Below are 23856 nucleotides of genomic sequence, written 5' to 3' on the forward strand. Positions count from 1 at the left end.
ATGGTCGAGCCGAACAGGTACAGCCAGTAGGCGAACATGTTCAGCCGCGGGAACGCCACGTCCGGCGCGCCGATCTGCAGCGGCATGATCCAGTTTGCGAAGCCGGCGAACAGCGGCGTCGCGAACATCAGCAGCATGATCGTGCCGTGCATCGTGAACGCCTGGTTGTACTGCTCGTTCGACATGATCTGCAGGCCCGGCCGGGCCAGCTCGGCACGCATGAACAACGCCATCACGCCACCGATCAGGAAGAACGCGAACGCGGTGACCAAGTAGAGCGTTCCGATCGTCTTGTGGTCGGTGGTGGTGAGCCACTGCACGGCCCTGGTGTCTCTGATCCTCTTCACGCCCCGCCTGTGTCCGCGCCCCGCCGGTGGGTCACACTCGGACGGCGCGAGGAGCATCACGGAAGAAGGGTGTGACGATCCGGGGAGTGCCGGACACCAACCGAACATGAGCAACGACGACATCTTCGCCGCTGCCTATCGCGAGCACTACTGGGCGGTCAGCCGCTATGTCGCGAGGCGACTTCAGGGGCGGGCCGGCGAGGTGGAGGAAGTGGTGGCGGAGGTGTTCACCGTCGCCTGGCGGCGCCGCGACGACCTGCCGGACGCGCCGCTGCCCTGGCTGTACGGGGTGGCCCGGAACTGCCTGGCGAACGCGGTACGCGGCTACGGGCGGCGGCGCCGGCTGGTGGACCGGCTCGGCAACGACGAGGCCGCGCACGGCCGGCACATCGTGGACAGTCCCGACGCCGACGCTCCGGGCGCCTGGGTGCACGAGGCGCTGGACCGGCTGTCCCCGGCGGACCAGGAGGTGCTGCGCCTGGCCGCGTGGGAGGAACTCGACACCGAGGGGATAGCGGTCGCCCTGGGCTGCGGCAGACGCGCGGCGGCCATGCGCCTGCACCGCGCGCGCCGCCGCCTGCGGGCCGAGATCGACCGCGAACGACCTGCGGCACCATCGACCGACTCGCCGCCCGAGCATCGCGTTCGGCCTGGGGCGACGTCGGTCGACTCGCCGCCCGAGCATCGCGTTCGGCCTGGGGCGACGTCGGTCGACTCGCCGCCCGAGCATCGCGTTCGGCCTGGGGCGACGTGGGCCGACTCGCCGCCCGAGCACCGCACGTGGCCTGCGGTGTCGGCTGGCGATTCGTTTCCCGAGCATCGCGTTCGGCCTGGGGCGACGTCGGTCGACTCGCCGCCCGAGCACCGCACGTGGCCTGCGGTGTCGGCTGGCGATTCGTTTCCCGAGCACCGCGTTCGGCCTGGGGTGACGTCGGTCGACTCGCCGCCCGGGCACCGCACGCGGCCTGCGGCGCCGTGGGCCGACTCGCTGCCCGAACACACGCGGCCCGCGGTGGCGTCGACCGGCTCCCCGCCCGAGCACCGTACTGTGCCCGCGGTGCAGGCTGTCGACTCGCTGCCCGAGCAGTTGCCCGCTGACGGTCGGCGGGCGACGGATCGCGCCCGCTCCGACGCCCCGGCGGCCGCCGGGGAGGACGGTTCCGGCCGGCGATCGCCGTACCCCGCGCCCACTGCCGACGCATGCCTGCGCAAGGACCCCCGACATGCCTGACGAACTCGACCTCCTCCGCCACGCCAACCCGGTCCCCACGGACGGCCCGCACCTGGGCGACGGCCCGCTGGACCACCGCGCCGAGCGGCAACTGCACCGCCTGCTGCACCAGCCCCGCCCGACGCGCCGTACGCCGCGCGCCCGCCTGCTGCACCAGCCCCGCCCGACGCGCCGTACGCCGCGCGCCCGCCCGCTGCACCAGCCCCGCCCGACGCGCCGTACGCCGCGCGCCCGGCTGCTGTGGGGCCTCGCCGGCACGGGGGTCGTCCTCGCGACCGCCCTGGCCGCGCTGCTCGGCGGACCGAACACCCAGCCCGCCCTCGCCGCGCCCCGGCCGCTGACCGTCCGCGCCCACTCCGCGCCCGTGCCGCTGGCGCAGCTCGCCGAACTGGCGGACGCTGCCGCTGCGGGCGGCTCGCCGGGACTGCGAAAAGGCACGCACGTGCAGTCGTGGAGCCTCAGCATGAGCGACGGCGAACCGCCCGTCACCCTCCCCGAGGAGCGTGTCGTGCGCTGGCGGGCGGACGACAGCCACACCGAACTGGTCGTGGCGACCGACCCGCGCCGTCCCGGCCGCCCGGTCGTCACCGACGAGGGCGGCGACCCGCGTGTGGTCGCGGACGGCCATGTCCTCAGCCGGACCACGTACCCGCCGAGCTGGAGTGATGCCCCGCCCGAGGCGCCCCCGCCGCACACCCCGGCCGCCCTGCGCGCCTACCTCGCCGAAACCGTCCGCGCCGACTCGCCGAACACCCTCGAACTCCTCGACGGCATCGCGGAGTTGCTGGGCCACTGGACGCTCGGTGCCCGGGAGTCCGCGGCTCTGGTGCGGGTCCTCGCGGAAGCCGACGGCCTGCGGCCCGTGGGACAGGTGACGGACCGGCTGGGCCGCCCGGGACAGGCATACGCGTACGAGGGCGACGGCGGGGGCGGCCGGCGGATGCTGATCCTCGACCCGCGCACCGGCGCCGTCCTCGGCCTGGAGACCACCTTCACCCGGGACGACCCCGAGTACGGGGTGAAGGCCGGTGACGTGATGGACTACAGCGCCTGGATGCGCTGACCCCTACGCCCCGAGCTGCCGGGCGGCGGCCTCGACGGTCTGCTCCAGCAGCGTGGCGATGGTCATCGGACCGACGCCGCCCGGCACCGGCGTGATCAGCGAGGCCCGCTCCACGGCCGAGTCGAAGTCGATGTCGCCGACGTTCCCCGCGTTGTAGCCGGCGTCGATCACGACCGCGCCGGGTTTGATGTCCTGCCCGCGGATCAGCCGCGGCCGGCCGACGGCGGCGACGACGATGTCGGCCTCGCGGACCGCCGCCGACAGGTCCCGGGTGCGCGAGTGACAGTACGTCACGGTCGCGTCCCGGGCCAGCAGCAGCATGCCCACCGGCTTCCCGAGGATCGCACTGCGGCCCACCACCACCGCCCGCTTCCCGGCCGGGTCGACGCCGTACTCGTCGAGCAGCCGCAGGATGCCGCCGGGCGTGCACGAGACGAACCCCGGCAGGCCGAAGCTCATCGTGGCGAACGAGGCGAAGGTGACGCCGTCGACGTCCTTCTCCGGCGCGATGGCCTCGAACGCGGCCCGCTCGTCGATGTGGTCGCCGACCGGGTGCTGGAGCAGAATTCCGTGCACCCGGGGATCGGCCGACAACCGGCGCAGGGTGCCGACGAGTTCGGCGGTCGTCGTGGCCGCGGGCAGCGCCACATGGCGCGACTCGATGCCGGCCTTGCGGCAACGGTTCTGCTTCATGCGGACGTACGTCACGGACGCCGGGTCCTCGCCGACCAGCACGGTCGCGAGACAGGGCGCGCTGCCCGTCCGGCCGGTGAGGTCGGCGGCCTTCTTCGCGGTGTCCTCGACGATACGGCGGGCGAGGGCGGTGCCGTCCATGAGACGGGCCTGGGTCATGCTGCACACTCCTGAGCTGGCTCGACTTCTCCTCGCCCAGGCGCGCGGCATCCACCACGGGCCGCTCCCCGGTGGTTCTCCACCTCAGCGCCAGTCACGGCCCGGGTACAGGGTAACCGAGTGTGCGTACGAGGGGTCCGTCCCGTCCGGCGCGGGCGGCGCTCCCCGCCGAAGGCGCCCCAGCGGGCCAGGACCAGGTCCGCCCGGGCCGAGAAGGTCCAGGTCAGCCGTGGCGCTGACCTGGACCCTCGCGACCTTCCCCGGCCGCCGGCCATGCCCGGAAGTGCCTACTCGTCCCAAGCCTGGATGATCAGCTGATCGGCGATCTTCCCGTCACGCAAGGTGACCATCGACTCGGCGAGAACCCGGGTGCCGTCCCCGTACTCGCAGGACTCGCTGAAGGCGGCGCGGTCGCCCTGTACGACACACTGCTCCAGTTTGTGTGTCATGTCGCGGCTGTAGATGTCGTCCAGCAACTCGGCTATCTGGCCCCGGCCGTTCAGCACGGTGGGGTGGCTGGGCTGGTTGTTGTGGTCGACGATGCGGATCTTCGCGTCGTCGGCGTAGAGCGACAGAAGGGTGTTTCCGGTGTTCCCTTCTATGCCCCGGCGCAGTGTCTCGGCGTCGAAGGCGGAGCCTGTCGTGGTGCCCATGGTGACCTCCTTCGGGCGCCCGCGGCCCGACGTGGAACGGACCGCTCGGGCCCCACCTTCGAGACTCCTCCGGCCCGGCGGCCGCGGCAAGCGCGGGCGGCGCGCTCCGCCTCACGGGTGAGCGCGGCCCGTCCCCCGTGTCCGGCCGGGGCCCGCCGCCGTTTGCTGAGGGCATGATCTCAACACGACGCATCGCCGCACCGTCGGTCTGGCCGTCGGGGTCGCGGGCCTCGCCGCACCGTCGGCGAACGCGGCCGACGCCGGCGCACCGCTCGTCGGGAAGCTCGGCGCGATGACCACGCTGGACTCGCTCGCCACCAGTGGCATCCCGGCACCGGAGAAGGACCGGCTCCCGCGGGTCTCCGAGCAGTTGCAGGCGGCGAAACACCTCAACGAGCTGAACCAGCTGAACCAGCTGAACCAGCTGAACCAGCTGGAGCAGCTCATCGCCCCCGCCGCGCCCGTGCTCGGTCTGCTGCCCGCCGTCCACTGGCGTCCGCACCTGGGCACGAGGGCCGTCCCGGCCGGGACGGCCCTCACCGTTGTCGCGGCCCCGCGGCCCCGCGGCCGTGGCGTCCCGTCCGCCGTCACGTCACGCCGGTCCGCTCCCGCGGCGCCTGCCCGTTCCGGACCAGGGCGAAGGCCGACGCCTGGGCGCCTGGCAGGCAGTCGGGCAGCATCCGGGTGAGCGGGTCGCCAGGGCCCGGCTCCAGCCAGGCGCGGGCGCCGTCCCCGTGCAGCCGGCCGGCCGCCTTCCGCGAACCGGACAGGCGCCCGGTGACACCCAGAACGCCGGCTCGGCCGTCTCGGAGCCCACCGGGCGGCCGGTGAGGCCGGAGAGAGGGGGAGACGCGGCGCCCGCGGGTGGAGGGTGGTCGGCGTACAGCCGTAGGCGTGGAGGGCCGGGCCGGGTCGCGGGGGTCCGCTGCCGGGCCGGGGGAGGCCGCCCCAGCAGCCGCGCCGGGATGCCGACCGCGTGGCCGGCGCCCGCCATGGAGAAGACGCCCGTGGCGTGATCGACCGCCATCGGCCCGGCCGCCTGGCCGAACACCATGTCCGGCCGGACGCCCCGGCCGCGCGGCAGCAGGTACCGCGCCACCTGGAGCGTGAAGAGCGCCGGACCGGCACCACGACACCCGGTCCGGCAGCGCCGTGGTGGCTGTGCCGTCCGCCGCGAACAGCACCCCTGTCCACGGCAGTTGCGGATACGGATCGAGGCACGCGCGGACCTCGTCCAGGAAACCGGTGAACACCGCGAGAAGCGCCCGGAGTTCACCTGCCGATCCGGGCCTTCCAGGCAGACATGCCCGGGCGGGTGCGGACAGACCAGGCACAAGGGCGCGGTCAGCGCGGTCTTCGGGCCCGCCGGCACCGAACCCGACGTCGTCTCCGAGAACCCCGGGTGACCGGCGGTGGACCGCCCGCCGCCGCCGGTGGCCGGAAAGATCCACGATCACCCTCGTGGTCCGCCCCGCTACCGATCGGTCGCGCGTAGGGTCGGCAGGGAAGGCAATCGTAGGAAGGGGCCAGGCCATGGCGCAGGAAGTACGCGGCGTGATCGCACCGGGCAAGGACGAGCCGGTACGGATCGAGACGATCGTGGTGCCGGACCCCGGTCCCGGTGAAGCCGTCGTACGGGTCCAGGCCTGCGGTGTCTGCCATACCGACCTGCACTACAAGCAGGGCGGCATCTCCGACGACTTCCCCTTCCTCCTCGGCCACGAGGCCGCCGGTGTCGTGGAGTCGGTAGGCGAGGGCGTCACCGACGTGGCACCCGGTGACTTCGTCGTCCTGAACTGGCGTGCCGTGTGCGGCAACTGCCGGGCCTGTCTGCGTGGCCGGCCCTGGTACTGCTTCGACACGCACAACGCCGAGCAGAAGATGACCCTCGCCGCCACCGGGCAGGAACTCTCCCCGGCGCTCGGTATCGGCGCGTTCGCCGAGAAGACGCTGGTCGCCGCGGGGCAGTGCACCAAGGTCGACCCGGCGGTCTCCCCGGCGGTCGCCGGGCTGCTGGGCTGTGGGGTGATGGCCGGCATCGGGGCCGCGATCAACACCGGAGGCGTCGGCCGGGGCGACTCGGTCGCCGTCATCGGCTGCGGCGGCGTGGGCGGCGCGGCCATCGCCGGGTCGAACCTGGCCGGCGCGGCGAAGATCATCGCCGTGGACATCGACGACCGCAAGCTGGACAAGGCCCGGACCCTGGGCGCCACCCACACCGTCAACTCCCGGAAGAACGACCCGGTCGAGGCGATCCGCGAGCTGACCGGCGGCTTCGGCGCCGACGTGGTCATCGAGGCCGTCGGCCGCCCCGAGACCTACAAACAGGCCTTCTACGCCCGCGACCTCGCCGGCACCGTCGTCCTCGTCGGCGTCCCCACTCCCGAGATGAAGCTCGAACTGCCGCTGCTGGACGTCTTCGGCCGCGGCGGCGCGCTGAAGTCGTCCTGGTACGGCGACTGCCTGCCCTCCCGTGACTTCCCCATGCTCATCGACCTGCATCTGCAAGGCCGGCTGCCGCTCGACGCGTTCGTCACCGAGACCATCCAACTGGACGAGGTGGAGAAGGCCTTCGAGCGGATGCACCACGGCGACGTGCTGCGCTCGGTGGTGGTGCTGTGATGACCACGCGCATCGAACGACTGGTCACCTCGGGACAGTTCACCCTCGACGGCGGCACCTGGGACGTCGAGAACAACGTGTGGATCGTCGGTGACGAACGCGAAGTGATCGTCATCGACGCCGCCCACGACGCCGAGGCCATCGCCGAGGCCGTGGCCGGCCGCCGGCTGAGCGCCATCGTGTGCACCCACGCCCACAACGACCACATCGACGCCGCCCCCGCCCTCGCCGACCTCACCGGCGCCGTCATCTGGCTGCACCCCGACGACCTGCCGCTGTGGAAGCTGACCCACCCGGACCGCGACCCCGACCGGCACCTCGTCGACGGCCAGGTCATCGAGACCGCCGGCGCCGACCTGACCGTCCTGCACACCCCCGGACACGCCCCCGGCGCCGTCTGCCTGTACGACCCCGGCCTCGGCACCGTCTTCACCGGCGACACCCTCTTCCGGGGCGGCCCGGGAGCGACCGGACGCTCCTACTCCAACTTCCCGACGATCATCGACTCCGTCCGCGACCGCCTCCTCACCCTGCCGCCGGAGACCAAGGTCCTCACCGGCCATGGCGACCCCACCACCATCGGCGCCGAGGCACCCCACCTGGAGGAGTGGATCGAGCGGGGGCACTGACGACCCAAAGGCGACAAGAGATGTCCGGCTTTCCCGGGACAGTGGAGGACGACAGCAGTCGTACCGCACAGGAGGCCGGACATGTCAGGACCGCTGGAGGGCAAGGTCGCACTGGTGGCCGGGGCGACCCGGGGCGCCGGACGCGGGATCGCCGTTGAACTCGGCGCGGCCGGCGCCACCGTCTACGTCACCGGCCGCAGCACCCGTGCCCACCGCTCGGAGTACGACCGCCCCGAGACGATCGAGGACACCGCCGACCTCGTCACGGCGGCCGGCGGTCACGGCATCGCCGTAGTGGCCGACCACCTGGACAAGACCGCCGTACGGGCCCTGGTGGACCGCATCGCGGACGAGCAGGGCCGCCTCGACCTCCTCGTCAACGACATCTGGGGCGGCGAGAAGCTCTTCGCGTGGGACACCCCGGTGTGGGAGCACGACCTCGACAACGGGCTCAGACTGCTCCTGCTCGCCGTCGAGACGCACGCCGTCACCAGCCACTACGCGCTGCCGCTCCTGCTCCGGCACCCCGGCGGCCTGGTCGTGGAGGTCACCGACGGCACCGCCGACTACAACCGCGACACCTACCGGGTGAACTTCTTCTACGACCTCGCCAAGGCCTCCGTCCTGCGCATGGCCTTCGCCCTCGGTCACGAACTGGGCTCACGGGGTGCCACGGCGGTGGCGCTGACCCCGGGCTGGCTGCGCTCGGAGATCATGCTCGACGAGTTCGGCGTCCGCGAGGACAACTGGCGCGACGCTCTCGACTCCGTCCCGCACTTCGCCATCTCCGAGACCCCCCGTTTCGCCGGCCGTGCCGTCGCCGCCCTGGCCGCCGACCCCGAGGTGGACCGTTTCAACGGGCAGTCCCTCTCCAGCGGCGGACTGGCCCGGGTGTACGGCTTCACCGACCTCGACGGCAGCCGCCCCGACGCCTGGCGGTACCTGGTCGAGGTGCAGGACGCGGGCAAGCCGGCGGACGTCACCGGGTATCGCTGAGCCGCGGGGTTCCCCCGGTTCCGGTGAAAGGGCGAACCCGGAGCCGTACGGTCGGCCCATGACCGATCACACCCGCTTCGCAGGACACGGAGTTCTCGTCACGGGCGCGGCCCGCGGTATCGGTGCCGCCGTCGCCCGCCGGCTCGCCGAGGAGGGGGGCCGGGTCCTGGTCACCGACCGGGATCTGCCCGAGGCCGAACGGACCGCGGCCGCGCTGCGCCAACGGGGCCTCGCCGTCGAGGCGTTCGCCTGTGACGTGGCCCACCGCGCCTCCGTCGACGCGGCCGTCGCCCGTACCGTGGCGGCCTGCGGTTCGCTCGACGTGCTGGTCAACTGTGCCGCCCACTGCACGCCGGACACCCCGCTGTTCGAGGACGACCCCGACGAGGCGTGGGCGCTCGATCTCGACATCACCCTCACCGGCGCCCACCGCTGCTGCCGCGCCGCGTTGCCGCACCTCGCCGCCTCCGGACGCGGGGCGATCGTGAGCATCGGGTCCGTCAACGGCATGCAGGACTTCGGCAACCACGCCTACAGCGCCGCCAAGGCCGGCCTCGGCTCCCTCACCCGGACCCTCGCCGGACACGCGGCGGCCCGGGGTGTCCGGGTGAACCTCGTGGTGCCGGGCACGGTCCGGACCTCGGCGTGGGAAGGGCGCGACGACGACCTCGGCGCCGTGCGGGCCCTGTACCCGCTCGGCCGGGTCGGGGAGCCCGAGGACATCGCCGCCGCGGTCGCCTTCCTCGCCTCCCGCGACGCCGCCTGGATCACCGGCACCTCCCTTGTGGTCGACGGCGGCCTGACCGCGGTGAACACCGGCTTCCACGCGGCCGTGGGGCACTCGTCCTGAGGGCCGGCCGCGCCCCGGGCAGCACGCCCGGCGCCCTGGCGTCACCCCGAGGCCGCCGCCAGCGCGTCCAGCACGCGCCCGGTATCGGCCTCGGTGGTGCGCCAGTTGCTGAACGCGGCCCGCAGCCCGGGTACCCCGTCGTACACCGTCGTCGTCACATACGCCTGCCCGGACTCGGCGACCGCCCGCGACAGCGCGTCCACCCGTTCCGGTGTGGGGTCCTCGGCGAGGGTGAAGCAGACGACGTTGAGCCGGACCGGCGCGAGCAGGCGCAGACCGGGCAGGGCGTCGATTCCCTCGCCGAGCCGCCGGGCCAGCGTCACGTTCCGCTCGACGATCTCCCGGTGCCCGGCCCGCCCGTAGGCCACCAGCGAGAACCACGTGGGCAGGGCGCGCAGCCGCCTGGAGTTCTCGGGAGTCAGGTGCAGGAAGTCCGGGTCGCCGCCCGGCAGGCCCAGGTAGGGCGACGCGTTGTGGAACACCGCCACCTGCAGATCACGGCGCCGGGTGAACTGCACGGCCGCGTCGTAGGGGACGTTGAGCCACTTGTGCAGGTCCACGCAGACCGAGTCGGCCGCGTCGAGACCGTCGACCAGGGACGCGTACGCGGGGGAGAGCGCGGCGAAGCCGCCGAACGCCGCGTCCACGTGCAGCCAGAAGTCGTAGTGTTCCTTCAGCGCGGCGATCGACCGCAGATCGTCGAAGTCGACGGTGTCCACGGTGCCCGCGTTCGCGACGACGATCGCCGGCCGGCCGTCCCGCTCGGTCAGCGCCGCCTCCAGCGCGGCCACGTCGACGGCCTCCCGGTCGCCGGGCAGCAACGGCACCCGCCGCAGCCGGTCCCGGCCGATGCCCAGCACCGACATCGCCTTGGTGATGCTGGAGTGCGGGCTGCCGGAGAGCACGTCGACCGGGCCCAGCGCGGCCGTACCCTCCCGGGAGACGTCCACGTGCAGCCGCTCACCGAGCCACTCCCGGCCGATCGCCAGCCCGACCGTGTTCGACACGGTCGCGCCGGTCACGAACGCCCCGCTGTGCGCTTCGCTCAGCCCGAACAGCTCGCGCAGCCAGGACACCGTCTCCCGCTCCAGTTCCCGCGCCCACGAACCGCCGGCCCCGGACAGGTTCTGGTCGTACGCGGACGTCAGCCAGTCCCCGGCGGCCGAGGCGGGCGTCGCGCCGCCGGTGACGAAGCCCAGGTAACGGGGCCCGGCCGAGCCGGAGAAGCCGGCCGCCCACCGCTCGGCGAACCGCGCCAGGGCGGCGTCCCCACCCGCGCCCTCGGCCGGCAGGGGAGCGGGCTCGGGCGCCCGGCCGGACGCGGCGACCGGCCGCTCGGCCAGCCCCGCCACCTCACGGGCGGCGAAGTCGCGCACGGACTGCAGGAGTTCGGGGAGCCGGGAGAGGTCATCGGCGAGTGCGGGGTGCATGCGCCGCAGCGTAGACCGGGGGATGAACCGCCCACCCGGTCCAATCTGGGATGACTGGACCGGGGGCAGTGGGGAGGCCCGTGACGAAGTTCACCGTTTCGTCACAGCCTGACCGGAACCACAACCATGGCCTTCCCGGGCAGGTCTAGTAGTCGGATGTCGCGGGAATCGCGCAGGGGGAACCCCGGGGAGGCCCTGGGGAAAAGGGGAGAAAGGGAAGTGTCCGTTATGGGGGATATACGTAGTCGAGGTGTGGTGGCGCTCGGCGTCACCGGGCTGGTGGCGCCGCTCGCGCTCGCCTTCACCGCGGCACCGGCCCAGGCCGCGAGCTGCACCACGCAGGCGGGGCCGTACCAGAAGCAGGTGGAGAAGTTCCTGGGCCGCCCGGTCGACGGCAAGCAGTCCGCCGCCGACTGCAAGGCCGTCCAGGCCTTCCAGGACAAGCACGGCATCACGCCCGACATCGGCTACGCGGGGCCCGTCACCTGGGGCGTGATGGACCTCATGAACAAGCAGAAGGCCGTCGGGAACAAGCCGAACAAGGACGGCAAGTGCCCGGTGAACAAGGGCCGGATCGCCTGTGTGAACCTCACGCTCCAGCTCAGCTGGATCCAGGACGGCAACAAGCTCGTCCACGGCCCCGTGCCGGTGCGCACCGGTCGCGACGGCTACGAGACCCGCACCGGTCTGAAGAAGATCTACTGGCGTGACATCGACCACGTCTCGAACATCTACGACGTGCCGATGCCTTACAGCCAGTTCTTCGACGGCGGCCAGGCCTTCCACTCGGTGGGCCTGAGCATGTGGAACCCGCCGGGCTCGCACGGCTGCGTCAACATGACCCCGACGGAAGCCAAGAAGTACTGGTCGCTGCTGAAGAACGGCGACGACGTCTTCGTCTACGGCCGCAAGCCGGGCACCTGAGCCCTCACGCCCCGGATGCTTCAGGAGAGCCGTGCGGGCGGGCGCGGGAACGCCGGCCCGCACGGCCCCCTCGGCCCCGGCCGCGAGCGGGGCGGCGCTGTGTCCTTGGTCACCACCGGCACCATCGGCACCTTCGGATGAGGCGTCGCCGAGCCCCGATCGAGGTGTGAACTCACCCTGTGGCTTGACAGATTGACGTGATGAGCAACACGGTCCGAAATGTCCGCATCCGGTGTACTTACTCACAGCGCCTTCACCTCGACCGGCATATGCTTCACAGCATGTCCACCACTGTTGCAACCGCCTCCGAGCGATCGGCCGCGGAGGTCAACGAGGAGATCCGGGCCCTGTGGCTCCGGTCGGGCGGGACACTGACCACCGAGCAGCGCGCGGAGTACCAGCGCCTCGTTCTGGAGTGGGCCGCCGCGGCCCCGCAGTCGCAGTCGCACCGGGCGGCCTGACCCACCCGGCGCGCACCGCGCCGTTCCGTCCCGGGCACCCGTCAGCGCACGGGTGCCCTTCTCGTCACACCTCCGGGCCCGCACCGGGCCGTGGAAGCCCCCTGGGCCCCGACCCGGCCGCCCCCCGTCAGCCCCACGTCGCCGAGTAGTACCGCTGATACGCCTTGCGGTCCTGCTCGGCCCGGATGAACCGGGTCGCGACCAGCGCGATCAGACTGCCCGCGATGACCAGCAGGCCCGGCCCGATGTTCCGGGTGTCGGTCAGCCGAGCCAGCAGGGTCCTGCCCTCCGCTGTGCCCGTGACCGGCGCCGAGGAGCCGGGCGAGGCCGCGCTGGGAGCCATCGCCCCCTGCGAGGCGGATCCCGGCGGGGCGGGGGAGGGCGGTGCGCTCTGGGCCCCGCCCGCGTTCTGCGCCGACGCGATCAGCCGGACCCCGAGGGCCGTCATCGCCTTGCTCACCGGCTGGAAGAACGTCGTCCCGCCGGTCGTGCAGTCACCGTTGCCGCCCGAGGTCACACCGAGTGCGATGCCCTCGGAGAACAGCGGGCCGCCGCTGTCGCCCGGTTCGGCGCACACATTGGTCTCGATGAGCCCGGTGACCGTCCCCTCCGGGTAGTTGACGGTGGCGTTCAGCGCGGTGACCTGGCCGTCGTGCAGTCCGCTGGTGCTGCCGCTGCGGAAGACCCGCTGCCCCACCGCCGGATCCGCGGCCCCGGTGATGCGCACACCCTTGCCACCGCCGATCGCGACGACGTCGGCGCCCGCACCGGCCTTGCCGGAGGCGTACTGCACGAGGGAGAAGTCGTTGCCGGGGAAGGCGCTGTTGACGGTCGTGCCGAGCTGCTGGTCGCCCTGGTTGTCGGCGAACCAGGTGGATCCGGCGGGACCGCAGTGACCGGCCGTCAGGATGAAGTCGCGCTGCCCGTTGGTGACGTTGAAGCCCGCCGAGCAGCGGCCGCCCGTCGACAGGATCGGCTGAGCACCGTTCAGCCGCGTGGTGAAGGTGCCCTTCATGCGTTCCATGTGCACGAAACCACCGATTCGCGTGGCCACCTGCGTCATCCGGGACCAGTCGTCGGCGGAGACCGTACTGTCCGCCCGCACCATGACCCGGTTGGTGCGGTAGTCCACCGCCCACGCCGTGCCGGCCACGCGTGGCGCCGAACGCAGCGTGGCCGTGGCCGACTTGAGTTCGTTCATGCTGTGGGAGACGACCTTCGCCTCGGCCCCCGCCCGCCGTACCGCCCGGGCCGCCGCGTCGTCGGTCACCGCCACGACCGGCCGCCCGGCCGCGTCGATCCAGCTGCCCGCCGTCCGCGCGGTGCCGAGCCGCGCCACCAGCGCGGCGCCGGTGTCCCCGGCGCCACCGGAGCTGAGCGGTCTGGCGGAGGCCGGAGGCGTCTCGCTCGCCATGGCCGCCTGGGCGACCATCGCGCCTCCCAGGAGGAGTCCGCCGACCGCCGCCAGCCGTGTCACTCGCCGGACGACCCGTCGTCGTGCGTGCCGCATGCATGGCTCCCGAAGCCGAACCCGGAGGCACGATGCCCGTCTCGGCATCGCGGAGCCCTCGGATCGTCGAGGGCCCGTTCCTCCATACGGAGCCGGCGGCGGCGGCGTTCACCCACGGCGGTGATCCTCCCGGACCTTCACCGAGGCGGGCGTTCCCCGCCGCCGGACTCGGTTCGCACGGTGCTCGATCGCGGTGCTCAGTTCTTGCGGGCCACGCCGCCGAACATGGCGACCTCCTCCGGCTCGCCCCCGTGGGCGTGGTCCGGACGCCAGCGGGAGCAGGACACCACGCCCGGCTCCAGCAGGTCCAGACCGTCGAAGAACCGGGCCACGTCCTCGGGGGTGCGCTGGGTCAGCCTCGGGGTGCCGTGCTCGTTCCAGAACTTCACCGCCTCGTCCACGTCCGGCATCGACGGGCTGGTGACGGTGTGCGACAGCACCAGGTGACTGCCCGACGGCAGCCGGTCCACCAACTGCCGTACGAGACCGTACGGGTCCTCCTCGTCACCGACGAAGATGACGACGCCGAGCAGCATCAGGGCCACCGGCTCGGTGAAGTCCAGTGTCCGTGCGGCGTGTTCCAGGATCGCGTCGACGTTGCGCAGGTCCTCGTCCAGATAGTCCGTACGGCCTTCGGGCGTGCTGGTCAGCAGGGCCCGCGCGTGGGCCAGGACCAGCGGGTCGTTGTCGACGTACACGATCCGGGACTCCGGGGCGATGCCCTGGGCGACCTCGTGCGTGTTGTCGGCGGTGGGCAGGCCGGTGCCGATGTCCAGGAACTGCCGGATGCCCACCTCACCGACCAGGTGCCGCACGGCACGGCCGAGGAACAGCCGGTCGGCACGCGCGTACTCCCCGATGCCCGGGTGCAGTTGGCGTATCTGGTCGCCGGCCGCGCGGTCGACCTCGTAGTTGTCCTTGCCGCCGAGCCAGTAGTTCCAGATCCGGGCGGTGTGCGGCTGGCCGGTGTTGATGCGGGCGCGCAGCGACACGGCCACGTCGTTGGCGGCTGCCGGGTTGTCGGTCACGAGGGTCAGCTCCTGGATGCCAGAGGGCGATGACAGCGTTCACGACGCAATCTAGACGGCCGAGTTGATCTCCGTCGCCCGTCCGGGGTTTTCCAGCGACGGGCCGCTGCCCGCCCGGTTCGCCGTCTCCCCCCGGACCGACCCGGCCCGACGCGGGACCCCCGGGAACGACCGCCCTTCCGGGCCCGTGTCCGCGTTCCCGCAGACGCCACAGCCCCCTATCTTGAGCCCCATGACCAGCACTGCGCACGACACCCCCGGCGAACCGGACCCGCTGCGCGCCCTCGACCTGGCGCGGCTGCGACGTCGTACGAGCATGAAATGGCGCACCTACCCCGAGGACGTGCTGCCGCTGTGGGTGGCCGAGATGGACGTCCCGCTCGCCGAACCCGTCATCCGCGCCGTCACCGAGGCGCTCGCCCTCGGCGACACCGGGTACCCCGCCGGCACCGCCTACGCCGAGGCGCTCGCCGCGTTCGCAGCCGAACGCTGGGACTGGCGCGGTATCGCCGTCGAGCGCACCGCGATCGTTCCGGACGTGATGCTCGGGGTGGTCGAGATGCTCAAACTGGTCACCGGGCCCGGCGATCCCGTCATCGTCAACTCACCGGTGTATCCGCCGTTCTTCCAGTTCGTCACCCATATGGACCGCCGGGTGGTCGAGGACCCGCTCGGCGCCGATCTGCGGATCGACTCGGCCTCGCTGGAGGAGACCTTCCGGGAGGCGACGGCGGGCGGCGGCCGCGCCGCCTACCTGCTGTGCAGCCCGCACAACCCCACCGGCACCGTGCACACCGCCACCGAACTGGCGGCCGTCGCCGGCCTCGCCGAACGGTACGGCGTCCGGGTCGTCGCGGACGAGATCCACGCCCCGCTCGTCGCCCCCGGCGTCACCTTCGTGCCCTACCTGAGCGTGCCCGGTGCCGAACGCGGCCTGTCCCTGATGTCGGCGAGCAAGGGCTGGAACCTGGCCGGCCTGAAGGCCGCCCTCGCCCTGGCCGGGCCCGCGGCCGCCGCCGACCTCGACCTCCTCCCCGAGGAGGTCGGCCACGGCCCCAGCCACCTCGGCGTCATCGCCCACACCGCCGCCCTGCGGGACACCACCGGCTGGCTCGACGCCCTGCTGGCCGGCATCGAGGCCAACCGGCGCCTGCTCACCGGCCTGCTCGCCGACGGCCTGCCGGCCATCCGCCTCCACGCCGCCGAGGCCACCTACCTCGCCTGGCTGGACTGCCGCGCACTCGGCCTCGGTGACGACCCCGCCCAGGTGTTCCTCGACTGCGGCCGGGTCGCCCTCAGCTCCGGCCTGCCCTTCGGCACCGGCGGCGCGGGGCACGTACGCCTGAACCTGGCCACCTCGCCCGAGATCCTCACCGAGGGCGTACGGCGCATGGCGGCGGCGCTGTCGTGACCGGATGGCCCGCTTCCGGACATCCGGCCCTCCGCGGCAGGCGGGTGGCCTCCTAGACTGCCGGACATGGACGACACGCGGCTGGAGCGGCTCGGCTCCGGGAAGTACCTGCTGGTGACCAGCTACCGCAAGAACGGCACCGCGGTCGCCACCCCCGTGTGGGTGGTCCGGGACGGTGCCACCCTGGGGGTCTGGACGGCCGCCGACAGCTTCAAGGTCAAGCGGATCCGGCGCCGCCCCGACGTCCTCGTCGGCCCCTGCGATCTGCGCGGCAACCCCACCGGCGACCAGCTGCCGGCCACCGCCGAGATCGCCGACCCGGCCACCACCGCCCGCTACCGCGATCTCATCGCCCGCAAGTACGGCCTCGTCGGCCGCCTGACCCTGCTGGGCAGCCGGCTGCGACGCGGCCTGGACGGCACGGTGGGCATCCGGGTGGCCCTGCCGGACTGAGGGCCACCCGGGCACGGCGTCCTAGGACGCGTCGACCACCGACCCGGACAGCACCAGGCCGCCGGTCCGCGGCTCACCGGTCTCCGGGTCGATCTGCTGGAACCGCACCGACTCCACGGGCTCCGTCACCCGGTCCTTCACCGTGGGCACGGTGATGTCCGCGCTGGTGCGTCCGGCGGGAACGTCCACCCACAGGTAGAGGCCGTCCACCTTGGACAGCCGGCGCTCCGGGTCCGGCTTCGCCCCGGCGATGTCCCGCAGCCAGCGCGCCGTGACGTCCTTGGTGGACAGTTCGGGCCCGCTGACCGGCACGACCGTGAACATCGTGCTCATGTCCACGTCGACCGCCTCGGACAGCGTCACCCGCCACTTCAGGGACTGCCCCTCGGAGACCCGGTCGGCGACGGGGGTGACGGTCGTCGTGGGCGCCGGATCGTCGTTGTGGACGGTGATCCCGCCCCGGTAGGAGCCCACGACCGCGCCGCGGACCGCCTTGACGAGTACCTCGTACGACACGTCGGTGCCGTACCGCGTGTTGCCCTTCACCTCGACCGGTACGTCGAGGTCGTGGCCGCCCGCCCGCACGGTGACCAACCGGTCCTTCACCCGGCCGGTGGCCGGGTCCATGACGTACACCCGGACCTGACCGCTGCCCTGGCCCGTCACCTGGACCGGGACGTGGTAGGTGCGCACGCCCGAGTCGCCCTCGTCCACGGTCGTCCGTCCGAGGTCCACGCGCGGCAGCGCGGCCGCCCGCACCGCGGGCGTCCCCGCCCGCCAACCCCAGGCGTCCATGAGCCAAGCCCGGCCCGAGCCCGAACGCGGAGTCAGCACAAGGGACCTGACCGACTTCAGATCGAGGCCCGCACGGGTGGCCGCCGTCAGCGGCACCCGGATCTCACGCGCCCAGTAGGAAGCGGTCCGCTCACTGCCCGGCAGCCCGTCGGCCCGGATGCGGCCGAGCGTCGCCTTCCGGCCGGCGCCGTCGGTGAGGCCCACGTCCAGCTGCGTCCCGCGGGAGTTCGGCGGCACGAACAGCCGCAGCGCCAGCGACTTGGCACCGGACAGCGACAGCGGTTTCCCGGCGCTCACCCGCACCGGGCCACCGGCGTGTGTCCAGCGCAGCGCGATCGCGTGCCGGCCGGCCTCCCGGTCGGTCTCCCACGGCACGAAGTGCGGCGAAGAGCCCTTCGCCCCCTGGCCCAGGCAGGCCTTGGCCGGGCTCGGATCCACCGCGTCGCACAGCTTGCCGCCGGTCACCGACACCCCGCCGTCCGGCAGGAACCCGGCACTCCGGCGCGCACCCACCGCGTGGCTGAGGACCCGCGCCGGGTCCGCCGACGGCGCCCGCTTCCCGGAACCGTCCAGCAGCGGCCGCACCCGGTCGTCGCCCGCCAGGAACAGCCGGGCCGCGGCCGCGATGTACGTGGAACCGGCCCGGTGCTGCTGGGCGGCGGTCAGCCGGGTCGCGGCACGCTTGCCGCACACCGGGTCCGGGTGCTGCGGGTCGTCGGTGAAGTCGTCCTCGGCGGGCGCCGCGGCCTGACCCGGCGTCCACTCGGAGTTGAAGAAGTTGTGGTTCGCGCCGATGACGTACACGGCGCTGTGCAGCGCGGTGCCGCTGCTGACCGCGCGCGTGCCGTCGACGTACACCTCGCCCTGCAGGTCGGAGACGTCACCGTCGCAACCCGGCAGGATCGTCATGGACGGCACGTCGGGCACCGGGTTCTGGCCGAACACGGTGGGGCCGATGAGAACCGTTCCGCGGATGTTCCAGCGGACCGGTCCGTGGTAGCCGTCCTGGTCGGCGGGCGGCGGGTACAGGCTGTCCAGGGCCGCCCGGTTCACGCCCTCACCGCCGCGCGAGTGGCCCACCAGCAGGACCCGGGACAGATCGGCGCGGGGCGCCTCCCGGACGATCGCCGGCGCAGACTCGGGGTGCTCCGCCCACCCGGCCCACCGGGCCAGGTGCTGGCGCACCAGCGAGGAACGGGCCTGCGCGCCGCCGTCCTCGGCCGCCCCGTCCTGGCCGTTGATCCCGTTCGCCGAGATCGACACGGTCACATAGCCCTGCGAGGCCAGGAGTTTCTGGTCGCGCAGATAGCCGCGGTGACTCGGTACCGGCTTCGTGCCGGCCTTGCAGGGCCAGTCACCCGTGATGCCGTGACCCTTGTAGCAGGTGTAGTGGCGGCCGTGCAGGAACAGCGCGAGCGGACGCCGGCCGGACGCGCCGACCGGGGCGACGACCACCGCGCGCATCTCCACCGGCGCCGAAAAGCCCGGCAACCGCACCGACTTCAGGCCGTACTCGCCCGTCCTGGTGTGGTACGAGCCGGGCTTGCCCGGGTCCACACCGTTCGCCGGCAGCGGGGCCGGCGGCCGGGCCGCCGAAGCGGCCCCGGCATTCTCCGGTGCGTCCAGCCGGTGTCCCCCGCCCCAGACTTGGAGACCGTCCAGCTTGTTCGTCCGCCGGGCACCGAGTGGCAACCGGAAGGTGTGTCCGTCCGTGCCCGGCTTCGGCACCCCCAACAGGCGCCCACCGGAACGGAATTCGATCCGGGCGTCCCCCATCGGCACCCGCTGGTCCGACCGCCACTCCAGCTGCGGCGCCGAGCGATCCTCGGTGATCCGCCACCCGGGCGGCAGCATCCCGGCGTCCGAAACCGTCAACGTGCTCGCCTGCGAGGGCGGTTGAGCTTGGGCGACTGTCACCCCGGGGGATGCTCCCGCCACCGCGAGCAGCGCGGCGGCGGTCACCCCTATGTACCGGGCACGGACCACTGTTCCTCCTCGAACCCCGAGCACGGGCGTCCCGTCCGGAACGGGAGCCCCTCGCCCCCGGAGGATGGGAAAGAGGACTCTGTGGGTTGCCTGTGCGCCGGAGGTGATGGATCACATCCGCGACCGGCGCAAGGGAGTTCGGTGGCCGGCGTTCACAACCGGCTGTTCGCCGAGGCGGGTGAAGCACCCGCCGCCCGGTGGGACCCCGCGCGCCCGCCGTGGTGGCCACCGGCCGGCATCCCGGGTCACCGAGGGAGTCGGTGTCAGGTCTGTACCAGGTCTGTCGCTCAGGTTGTGCGGTGGCCGGCTGCCCGCCCCAGCCGCGTACGGCCGTCAGCTCCAGGGCCGGTACGGCTCGTCGACCAGCTGGAAGACCGGCTCGCCACGCACCGGGTCCTTGGCGGTCGACAGGCGGACCCGGTCGCCGCTGTGGATGCCGATGGGCGGGCCCATGACCCGGCCCCGGACGACGAAGCCCTCGGCCATCTCTATGAGCGACACATTGCGTGCCGCCGGGGTGTTGCGGTGCACCACCGTGGAGTGGCGGACCGTGCCGATGCCCTCGCTGAGCTCCGTGCGCAACTCGCTGCCCTGACACACCGGACAGAGCAGCCGGTGGTACATCGCCGTGCCGCACCAGGTGCAGCGCTGGAAGAGGATGGCGTCCTTGGAGTCCGCGGGGGCGGGATCGAGAACACCCGCCGCGGAACCGGCCGCCGGATGCGAGGCGCTTGCTGAGTGGTGGTACACGCTGGTCAACTCCCTGCGCTCGGCCGGAATCCCGCGTGCCCGGAGCGAACCGCGCACGCGTGTGCCCGGTAGCCGTGCCACCGTGCACGCCGACAGAGTATGGCACTCAGTGTCACGCGTAAAGGCACTCCGTACCCTGACTTTCTCCAGCTCCGGAGGGTCAGGCGCGACCGAGGGCGGTCTCCCATTCCTGCACCACACGCCACACCGGGGTGTCCCGGCGGGAGACGAGCACCACCACGTCGTCGGGATTCTCGTCGCGTTCGCCCGCCGGCAGCGGCCCGATCCGGCCGGTCCGCGCGGCCGTGTCCGCCGGGTGGCCGAACGCCCGCTGCACGCACCCCAGGGCGTGGTCCACCGCCGCGCCCGGATCGTCCTCGCCGTCCGACCGGAGCCAGGAGCGCAGGGCGTTGTTGTGCGCGGCGACGACCGCGGCCGCGATCACGTCGGCCCGCAGCGTCCCGTCCGGCCACCCGGCGAACCGCCCGCGCAGATACTCGGCCAGCGCACGCTCGTAGCGCCACACCACCGACAGCTCGTAGGCGCGCAGGCCCGGCACCTTTCTGGTGAGGCGGTAGCGCTGCACGGAGAAGGCCGGGTTCTCCGCGTACATCCGCAGCACCATCCGGGCCGCGTCGCACACCCGCCGCACCGGCTCGTGTTCCTCGCCGCTCGCCGCGAGAAAAGCGGTCATGTCGGCCAGGCAGCGCTCGTGGTCGGGGAAGACCACGTCCTCCTTGGAGGGGAAGTAGCGGAAGAACGAACGCCGGCCGACCCCGGCCAGGGTCACGATGTCGTCCACGGTGGTCTGCTCGTACCCGCGTTCCAGGAAGAGCCGGAAGGCCGCCTCGACCAGTGCGTCCCGCATCGGCGGCTTCGCGGCCGGCGCCGCGCTGCTGGAGCTCATGACCGGGAACGTAGCACTCGGAACCCCCTCCTGACACTCAGTGCAGGATAAGGTGCCGTAGAGGGGAACTGAGTGCTGTGAGGGCGGCCACCCGAACGTCGGAGCGAGGTGTCGGCGTCCTCTCGGCCCGTCGTGGACGCCGTCCTGAAGACGCTCGCCGCGGCGGGCGCCCCCGACTTCGACGCCACGGTCGCCGCGGGCGAGACCCGCCGGACCAAACCCGCCCCCGACCCTACCCGGCCACCGCCCGGGCCCTGGGCGCCGACCACGCCGTGTGCCTCGCCGTCGAGGACTCACCCACCGGCGTCGCAGCGGCCGAGGCGGCGGGCTGCCGTGTGCTCGCCGTGCCGTCGTACACCCCGATCGGCCCGGCGCCCCGCCGCACGGTCCGCCGCGGCCTGACGGGACCGACCACCGGGTGGGCGGCCGGCCTCTGCCCCGTGGTGCGCGGCGCACCGAGATCATGACGCACCGCGATCACAGCGAGGCCATGACGCACCGCGGCCGCGGCCCGCTCCGGGGGCGGTCAAAGCAGCCCGTACCCTGCGACGTAACCTTTCTCCACCCGCGCCGACACCGGTCCGCTCAAGGAGATCCCGCATGCCCGCCGCCCGCCCCCGCCTGCTCTACGTCACGGACCTGGCGTACCAGGCCCGCGGGCGCCGCTACTGCGACGAGGACATCCACCTCGCCTCCCGGCTGCGCGCCCACTTCGACCTGGCCCTGTGCCATCCGCGGGACGCGGCGGCCCTCATGGACGCCTTCGACGCCGTGGTCGTCCGCAACAGCGGTCCCGTGCTCGGCTACGAAAAGGAGTACGAGGCCTTCCGCGCGAGGGCGCTCGCCACCGGCGCCCTGGTGTACAACCCGCTCACCGGGAAGGCCGACATGGCGGGCAAGCAGTATCTGCTCGACCTGAGCGCCGCCGGCTTCCCCGTCATCCCCACCGTCGGCCACGCCGAGGACCTGCACCGGCTGCCGTCCGCCGAGCGCTATGTGGTCAAGCCCAGGCTCGGCGCGGACTCCCTCGGCATGCGGATCGTTCCCGCCGGGCAGGTCGCCTTGCTCGCCACCGGTGACGTCCTGATCCAGCCGTGCGTCGACTTCGCCTACGAGGTGTCCTTCTACTTCGTGGACGACGACTTCCAGTACGCCCTCTACGCACCCGACCCGAAGCGCCGCTGGCACCTCGAGCCCTATGCGGCCACCGCCGCCGACCTGGAGTTCGCCCGGCGGTTCATCGACTGGAACGACCTCGGACACGGCGTCCAGCGAGTCGACGCCTGCCGGGCCCCCGACGGCGCGCTGCTCCTGGTCGAACTGGAGGACCTGAACCCCTATCTCTCCCTGGAGGCCCTGCCGGAGGAGGCGAGGGACGCCTTCGGCACCGTGTTCACGGCGTCCCTGAGCCGGTTCGTGCAGGGAGCGCTCAGCCCAGCCTGACGGTGATCCGCTGGGGGGGGCGCCCGCCGTGCCCGTCAGGTCGCCGAAAGCCAGCGTCAGCGCGGAGCCGGTGCCGGCGGAGGCGAGCGTGGCCGGCGCCGACGTGACCGCGCGCCGCCAGGTCAGGGTCAGTCCGGTCCGCATACGCATCGGATCGCTCACGGCGATCACGGCGGTGCCGTCCCCCATTTCACTGATCATCACGGAAAGGGATCGCTCGCGGTGAGCGTTCCGGCCGTTCCGCCGAGCCAGAAGTTGACGCCGGTGAAGCCGAGCGAGGGCACAGAAACCCCTTGCCGGCTGTCGGCGTTGGCGAGCACGCTCAGCCAGCCGGTGTCCGCGGCCCGCGCCTGCGTAGCGGCGGCGGTCGCTCCCGGCAGCAGCAGGTAGGCGTACGACGCGTTCGCCGGATCGGTGCCGTGATCGACGTACAGCGTCAGGTACTTGCGGTTCAGGACGGTCGCCGAGCCGCCCTTGTTGATGCTGCTCCAGGTGCCGTCCCGGGCCGGACGGCGGTTTCTGGCACGCGCTTACTCAAACGCTCAATGCATTGTTCCGAGTTGAGCGTTTCGATCGGACGAGGGGGCGGGGTGGCGGCTGAACGGGGCTGCCGTGCGCGTCGTATCTCAGCACGGGGAGCCCGGACTCCCGTACGCACGGGACGGAAGGAGAGCCAGGTGCCGACACCGCCCGAACCCGAACCCGAACCACCGCACCCCGGACCGCCGCATCGCGGACCGGTCCTGGAACCCATCCGGGTCCTGCGGCCCCGCCGTTTCGACGCCCTCGCGGAGCTGATGCGGGAGATGCACCCGGAGCCGGTCACCTACGAGCCCGTCGGCACGCCACCCGGGCCGCACGGCACGCCGGCCCGGACACCGGTGGCCGCGGAGGAGGAGACCCAGGAGCTGCCACCTGTGCGGGCCGCCCGCCCCCGGACCACTCCCACCACCGTCTTCGGCCCGGACCTCCGCCGGGCGACCGTCGCCGTGGCGGTGGTGGCCGCCGCGCTCGTCGGGTTCGGCTGCGCCCTGCTGCTCCCCGGCCGCCAGGAGGCCGCCGCGACCGCACGGCCCTCCGGACCCGGGACGAGCGCACCGCCCGCCGCCGCACCCACCACCCCGGCACCCACCACCCCGGCACCCACCACCCCGGCCCCCGCTGTGCCGCCCGCGGCCACCGCCGCCGACGACCCCGACGGACCCGGCACCCTGCGCCAGGGCGACACCGGCCCCGAGGTCACCGATCTGCAGGAACGCCTCCTGAACGTCCCCGACGTCTACCGCGACGGCGCCGCCAGCGGCACCTACGACGCCACCCTCACCGAAGCCGTGGCCCGCTTCCAGCTCTGGTACGGCATCAGCGGCGACGAGACCGGCGTCTACGGCGACGACACGCGTCGCGTCCTGGAGTCACGGACGAGCCCCGGCGACGATTCGTGAGCGGCATGCCGGGAACAGTGGGGAAGCGGGGCGGGCGCCCCCGCGCCCACCGCGGTGAGCGGAGGCCGGAACC

Annotated in this window: 21 protein-coding genes, 2 pseudogenes and 1 riboswitch; of the genes and pseudogenes, 13 read left to right on the forward strand and 10 right to left on the reverse strand. The window is 72.9% G+C overall.

The window, feature by feature from the left end; all coding sequences use genetic code 11:
* Positions 1-404 (reverse strand): cbb3-type cytochrome c oxidase subunit I (locus tag AC07C1_RS12975; RefSeq protein ID WP_478938738.1); only part of this gene is annotated, 404 nt, incomplete at its 3' end.
* A 49-nt stretch (positions 405-453) separates the two neighbouring features.
* Between AC07C1_RS12975 and AC07C1_RS12980 the strand changes: the two are divergent.
* Together AC07C1_RS12980 and AC07C1_RS12985 are read left to right on the forward strand one after the other, a co-directional pair.
* Positions 454-954 (forward strand): annotated as a pseudogene (locus AC07C1_RS12980) (RNA polymerase sigma factor); the annotation flags it as partial.
* Positions 955-1570: 616 nt separating this feature from the next.
* Entirely contained in the window at positions 1571-2641 is a 1071-nt protein-coding gene (locus tag AC07C1_RS12985; protein ID WP_478938739.1) for a CU044_5270 family protein, read from the forward strand.
* A 3-nt stretch (positions 2642-2644) separates the two neighbouring features.
* On the opposite strand, the gene AC07C1_RS12990 is transcribed toward AC07C1_RS12985, so the two are convergent.
* Both AC07C1_RS12990 and AC07C1_RS12995 read right to left on the reverse strand, forming a co-directional pair.
* Positions 2645-3493 (reverse strand): bifunctional 5,10-methylenetetrahydrofolate dehydrogenase/5,10-methenyltetrahydrofolate cyclohydrolase, encoded by an 849-nt coding sequence (locus AC07C1_RS12990; RefSeq protein ID WP_478938740.1) that lies wholly within the window; start codon positions 3491-3493, stop codon positions 2645-2647.
* A 27-nt stretch (positions 3494-3520) separates the two neighbouring features.
* Positions 3521-3601: riboswitch (ZMP/ZTP riboswitch) on the reverse strand.
* A 179-nt stretch (positions 3602-3780) separates the two neighbouring features.
* Positions 3781-4146 (reverse strand): nuclear transport factor 2 family protein, encoded by a 366-nt coding sequence (locus AC07C1_RS12995; protein WP_478938741.1) that lies wholly within the window; start codon positions 4144-4146, stop codon positions 3781-3783.
* 292 nt (positions 4147-4438) lie between these two features.
* Between AC07C1_RS12995 and AC07C1_RS13000 the strand changes: the two genes are divergently transcribed.
* The 5 genes from AC07C1_RS13000 (at position 4439) to AC07C1_RS13020 (ending at position 9243) form a co-directional block, all read left to right on the forward strand.
* The gene (locus AC07C1_RS13000) at positions 4439-4834 is read left to right on the forward strand and encodes a hypothetical protein (protein WP_478938742.1); all 396 of its coding nucleotides are present in this window, start codon (positions 4439-4441) and stop codon (positions 4832-4834) included.
* Between the two features lie 845 nt (positions 4835-5679).
* Positions 5680-6768, forward strand: coding sequence for an S-(hydroxymethyl)mycothiol dehydrogenase (locus tag AC07C1_RS13005; RefSeq protein ID WP_478938743.1), 1089 nt, complete (start codon positions 5680-5682; stop codon positions 6766-6768).
* Positions 6768-7397: an MBL fold metallo-hydrolase gene (locus tag AC07C1_RS13010; RefSeq protein WP_478938744.1), complete on the forward strand. Its 630-nt coding sequence runs from the start codon at positions 6768-6770 to the stop codon at positions 7395-7397. Before AC07C1_RS13005 ends, AC07C1_RS13010 begins: the two co-directional genes overlap by 1 nt.
* Positions 7398-7478: 81 nt before the next feature.
* Complete coding sequence (locus AC07C1_RS13015; protein ID WP_478938745.1) at positions 7479-8393, forward strand: SDR family oxidoreductase; 915 nt, start codon at positions 7479-7481, stop codon at positions 8391-8393.
* Between the two features lie 58 nt (positions 8394-8451).
* Positions 8452-9243 carry an SDR family NAD(P)-dependent oxidoreductase gene (locus AC07C1_RS13020; protein WP_478938746.1) on the forward strand — a complete coding sequence of 264 codons (792 nt, stop codon included), beginning with the start codon at positions 8452-8454 and terminating at the stop codon, positions 9241-9243.
* A gap of 41 nt (positions 9244-9284) precedes the next feature.
* Here AC07C1_RS13020 and AC07C1_RS13025 read toward each other — a convergent pair whose 3' ends face one another.
* Entirely contained in the window at positions 9285-10673 is a 1389-nt protein-coding gene (locus AC07C1_RS13025) for a pyridoxal phosphate-dependent decarboxylase family protein (protein WP_478938747.1), read from the reverse strand.
* Between the two features lie 228 nt (positions 10674-10901).
* Here AC07C1_RS13025 and AC07C1_RS13030 point away from each other — a divergent pair, with 228 nt between their 5' ends.
* A complete protein-coding gene (locus AC07C1_RS13030; RefSeq protein ID WP_478938748.1) occupies positions 10902-11597 on the forward strand; it encodes a L,D-transpeptidase family protein in 696 nt (231 codons plus the stop codon).
* A gap of 269 nt (positions 11598-11866) precedes the next feature.
* Positions 11867-12058: a hypothetical protein gene (locus AC07C1_RS13035; protein ID WP_478938749.1), complete on the forward strand. Its 192-nt coding sequence runs from the start codon at positions 11867-11869 to the stop codon at positions 12056-12058.
* A gap of 127 nt (positions 12059-12185) precedes the next feature.
* On the opposite strand, the gene AC07C1_RS13040 is transcribed toward AC07C1_RS13035, so the two are convergent.
* Positions 12186-13568 carry a S1 family peptidase gene (locus AC07C1_RS13040; RefSeq protein ID WP_478938750.1) on the reverse strand — a complete coding sequence of 461 codons (1383 nt, stop codon included), beginning with the start codon at positions 13566-13568 and terminating at the stop codon, positions 12186-12188.
* 197 nt (positions 13569-13765) lie between these two features.
* Entirely contained in the window at positions 13766-14596 is an 831-nt protein-coding gene (locus AC07C1_RS13045) for an SAM-dependent methyltransferase (RefSeq protein WP_478938751.1), read from the reverse strand.
* A 232-nt stretch (positions 14597-14828) separates the two neighbouring features.
* Between AC07C1_RS13045 and AC07C1_RS13050 the strand changes: the two genes are divergently transcribed.
* The gene (locus tag AC07C1_RS13050; protein ID WP_478938752.1) at positions 14829-16007 is read left to right on the forward strand and encodes a MalY/PatB family protein; all 1179 of its coding nucleotides are present in this window, start codon (positions 14829-14831) and stop codon (positions 16005-16007) included.
* Positions 16008-16073: 66 nt separating this feature from the next.
* Positions 16074-16460 carry a PPOX class F420-dependent oxidoreductase gene (locus AC07C1_RS13055; RefSeq protein WP_478938753.1) on the forward strand — a complete coding sequence of 129 codons (387 nt, stop codon included), beginning with the start codon at positions 16074-16076 and terminating at the stop codon, positions 16458-16460.
* A gap of 21 nt (positions 16461-16481) precedes the next feature.
* Here AC07C1_RS13055 and AC07C1_RS13060 read toward each other — a convergent pair whose 3' ends face one another.
* The 3 genes from AC07C1_RS13060 to AC07C1_RS13070 all read right to left on the reverse strand — a co-directional run bounded on the left by AC07C1_RS13060 (position 16482) and on the right by AC07C1_RS13070 (position 20898).
* Positions 16482-19241 (reverse strand): alpha/beta hydrolase, encoded by a 2760-nt coding sequence (locus AC07C1_RS13060; protein ID WP_478938754.1) that lies wholly within the window; start codon positions 19239-19241, stop codon positions 16482-16484.
* A 333-nt stretch (positions 19242-19574) separates the two neighbouring features.
* The gene (locus AC07C1_RS13065; RefSeq protein ID WP_478938755.1) at positions 19575-19991 is read right to left on the reverse strand and encodes a Zn-ribbon domain-containing OB-fold protein; all 417 of its coding nucleotides are present in this window, start codon (positions 19989-19991) and stop codon (positions 19575-19577) included.
* A gap of 160 nt (positions 19992-20151) precedes the next feature.
* A complete protein-coding gene (locus tag AC07C1_RS13070) occupies positions 20152-20898 on the reverse strand; it encodes a TetR family transcriptional regulator (protein WP_478938756.1) in 747 nt (248 codons plus the stop codon).
* Between the two features lie 600 nt (positions 20899-21498).
* Here AC07C1_RS13070 and AC07C1_RS13075 point away from each other — a divergent pair.
* The gene (locus AC07C1_RS13075) at positions 21499-22341 is read left to right on the forward strand and encodes an ATP-grasp domain-containing protein (RefSeq protein WP_478938757.1); all 843 of its coding nucleotides are present in this window, start codon (positions 21499-21501) and stop codon (positions 22339-22341) included.
* 18 nt (positions 22342-22359) lie between these two features.
* Here AC07C1_RS13075 and AC07C1_RS13080 read toward each other — a convergent pair.
* Positions 22360-22847, reverse strand: a pseudogene (locus AC07C1_RS13080) (polysaccharide lyase beta-sandwich domain-containing protein); the annotation flags it as partial.
* A gap of 171 nt (positions 22848-23018) precedes the next feature.
* Here AC07C1_RS13080 and AC07C1_RS13085 point away from each other — a divergent pair.
* Positions 23019-23783 carry a peptidoglycan-binding domain-containing protein gene (locus AC07C1_RS13085; RefSeq protein WP_478938758.1) on the forward strand — a complete coding sequence of 255 codons (765 nt, stop codon included), beginning with the start codon at positions 23019-23021 and terminating at the stop codon, positions 23781-23783.
* Positions 23784-23856 lie beyond the last annotated feature (73 nt).

Source organism: Streptomyces sp. NPDC045022, assembly GCF_056432605.1.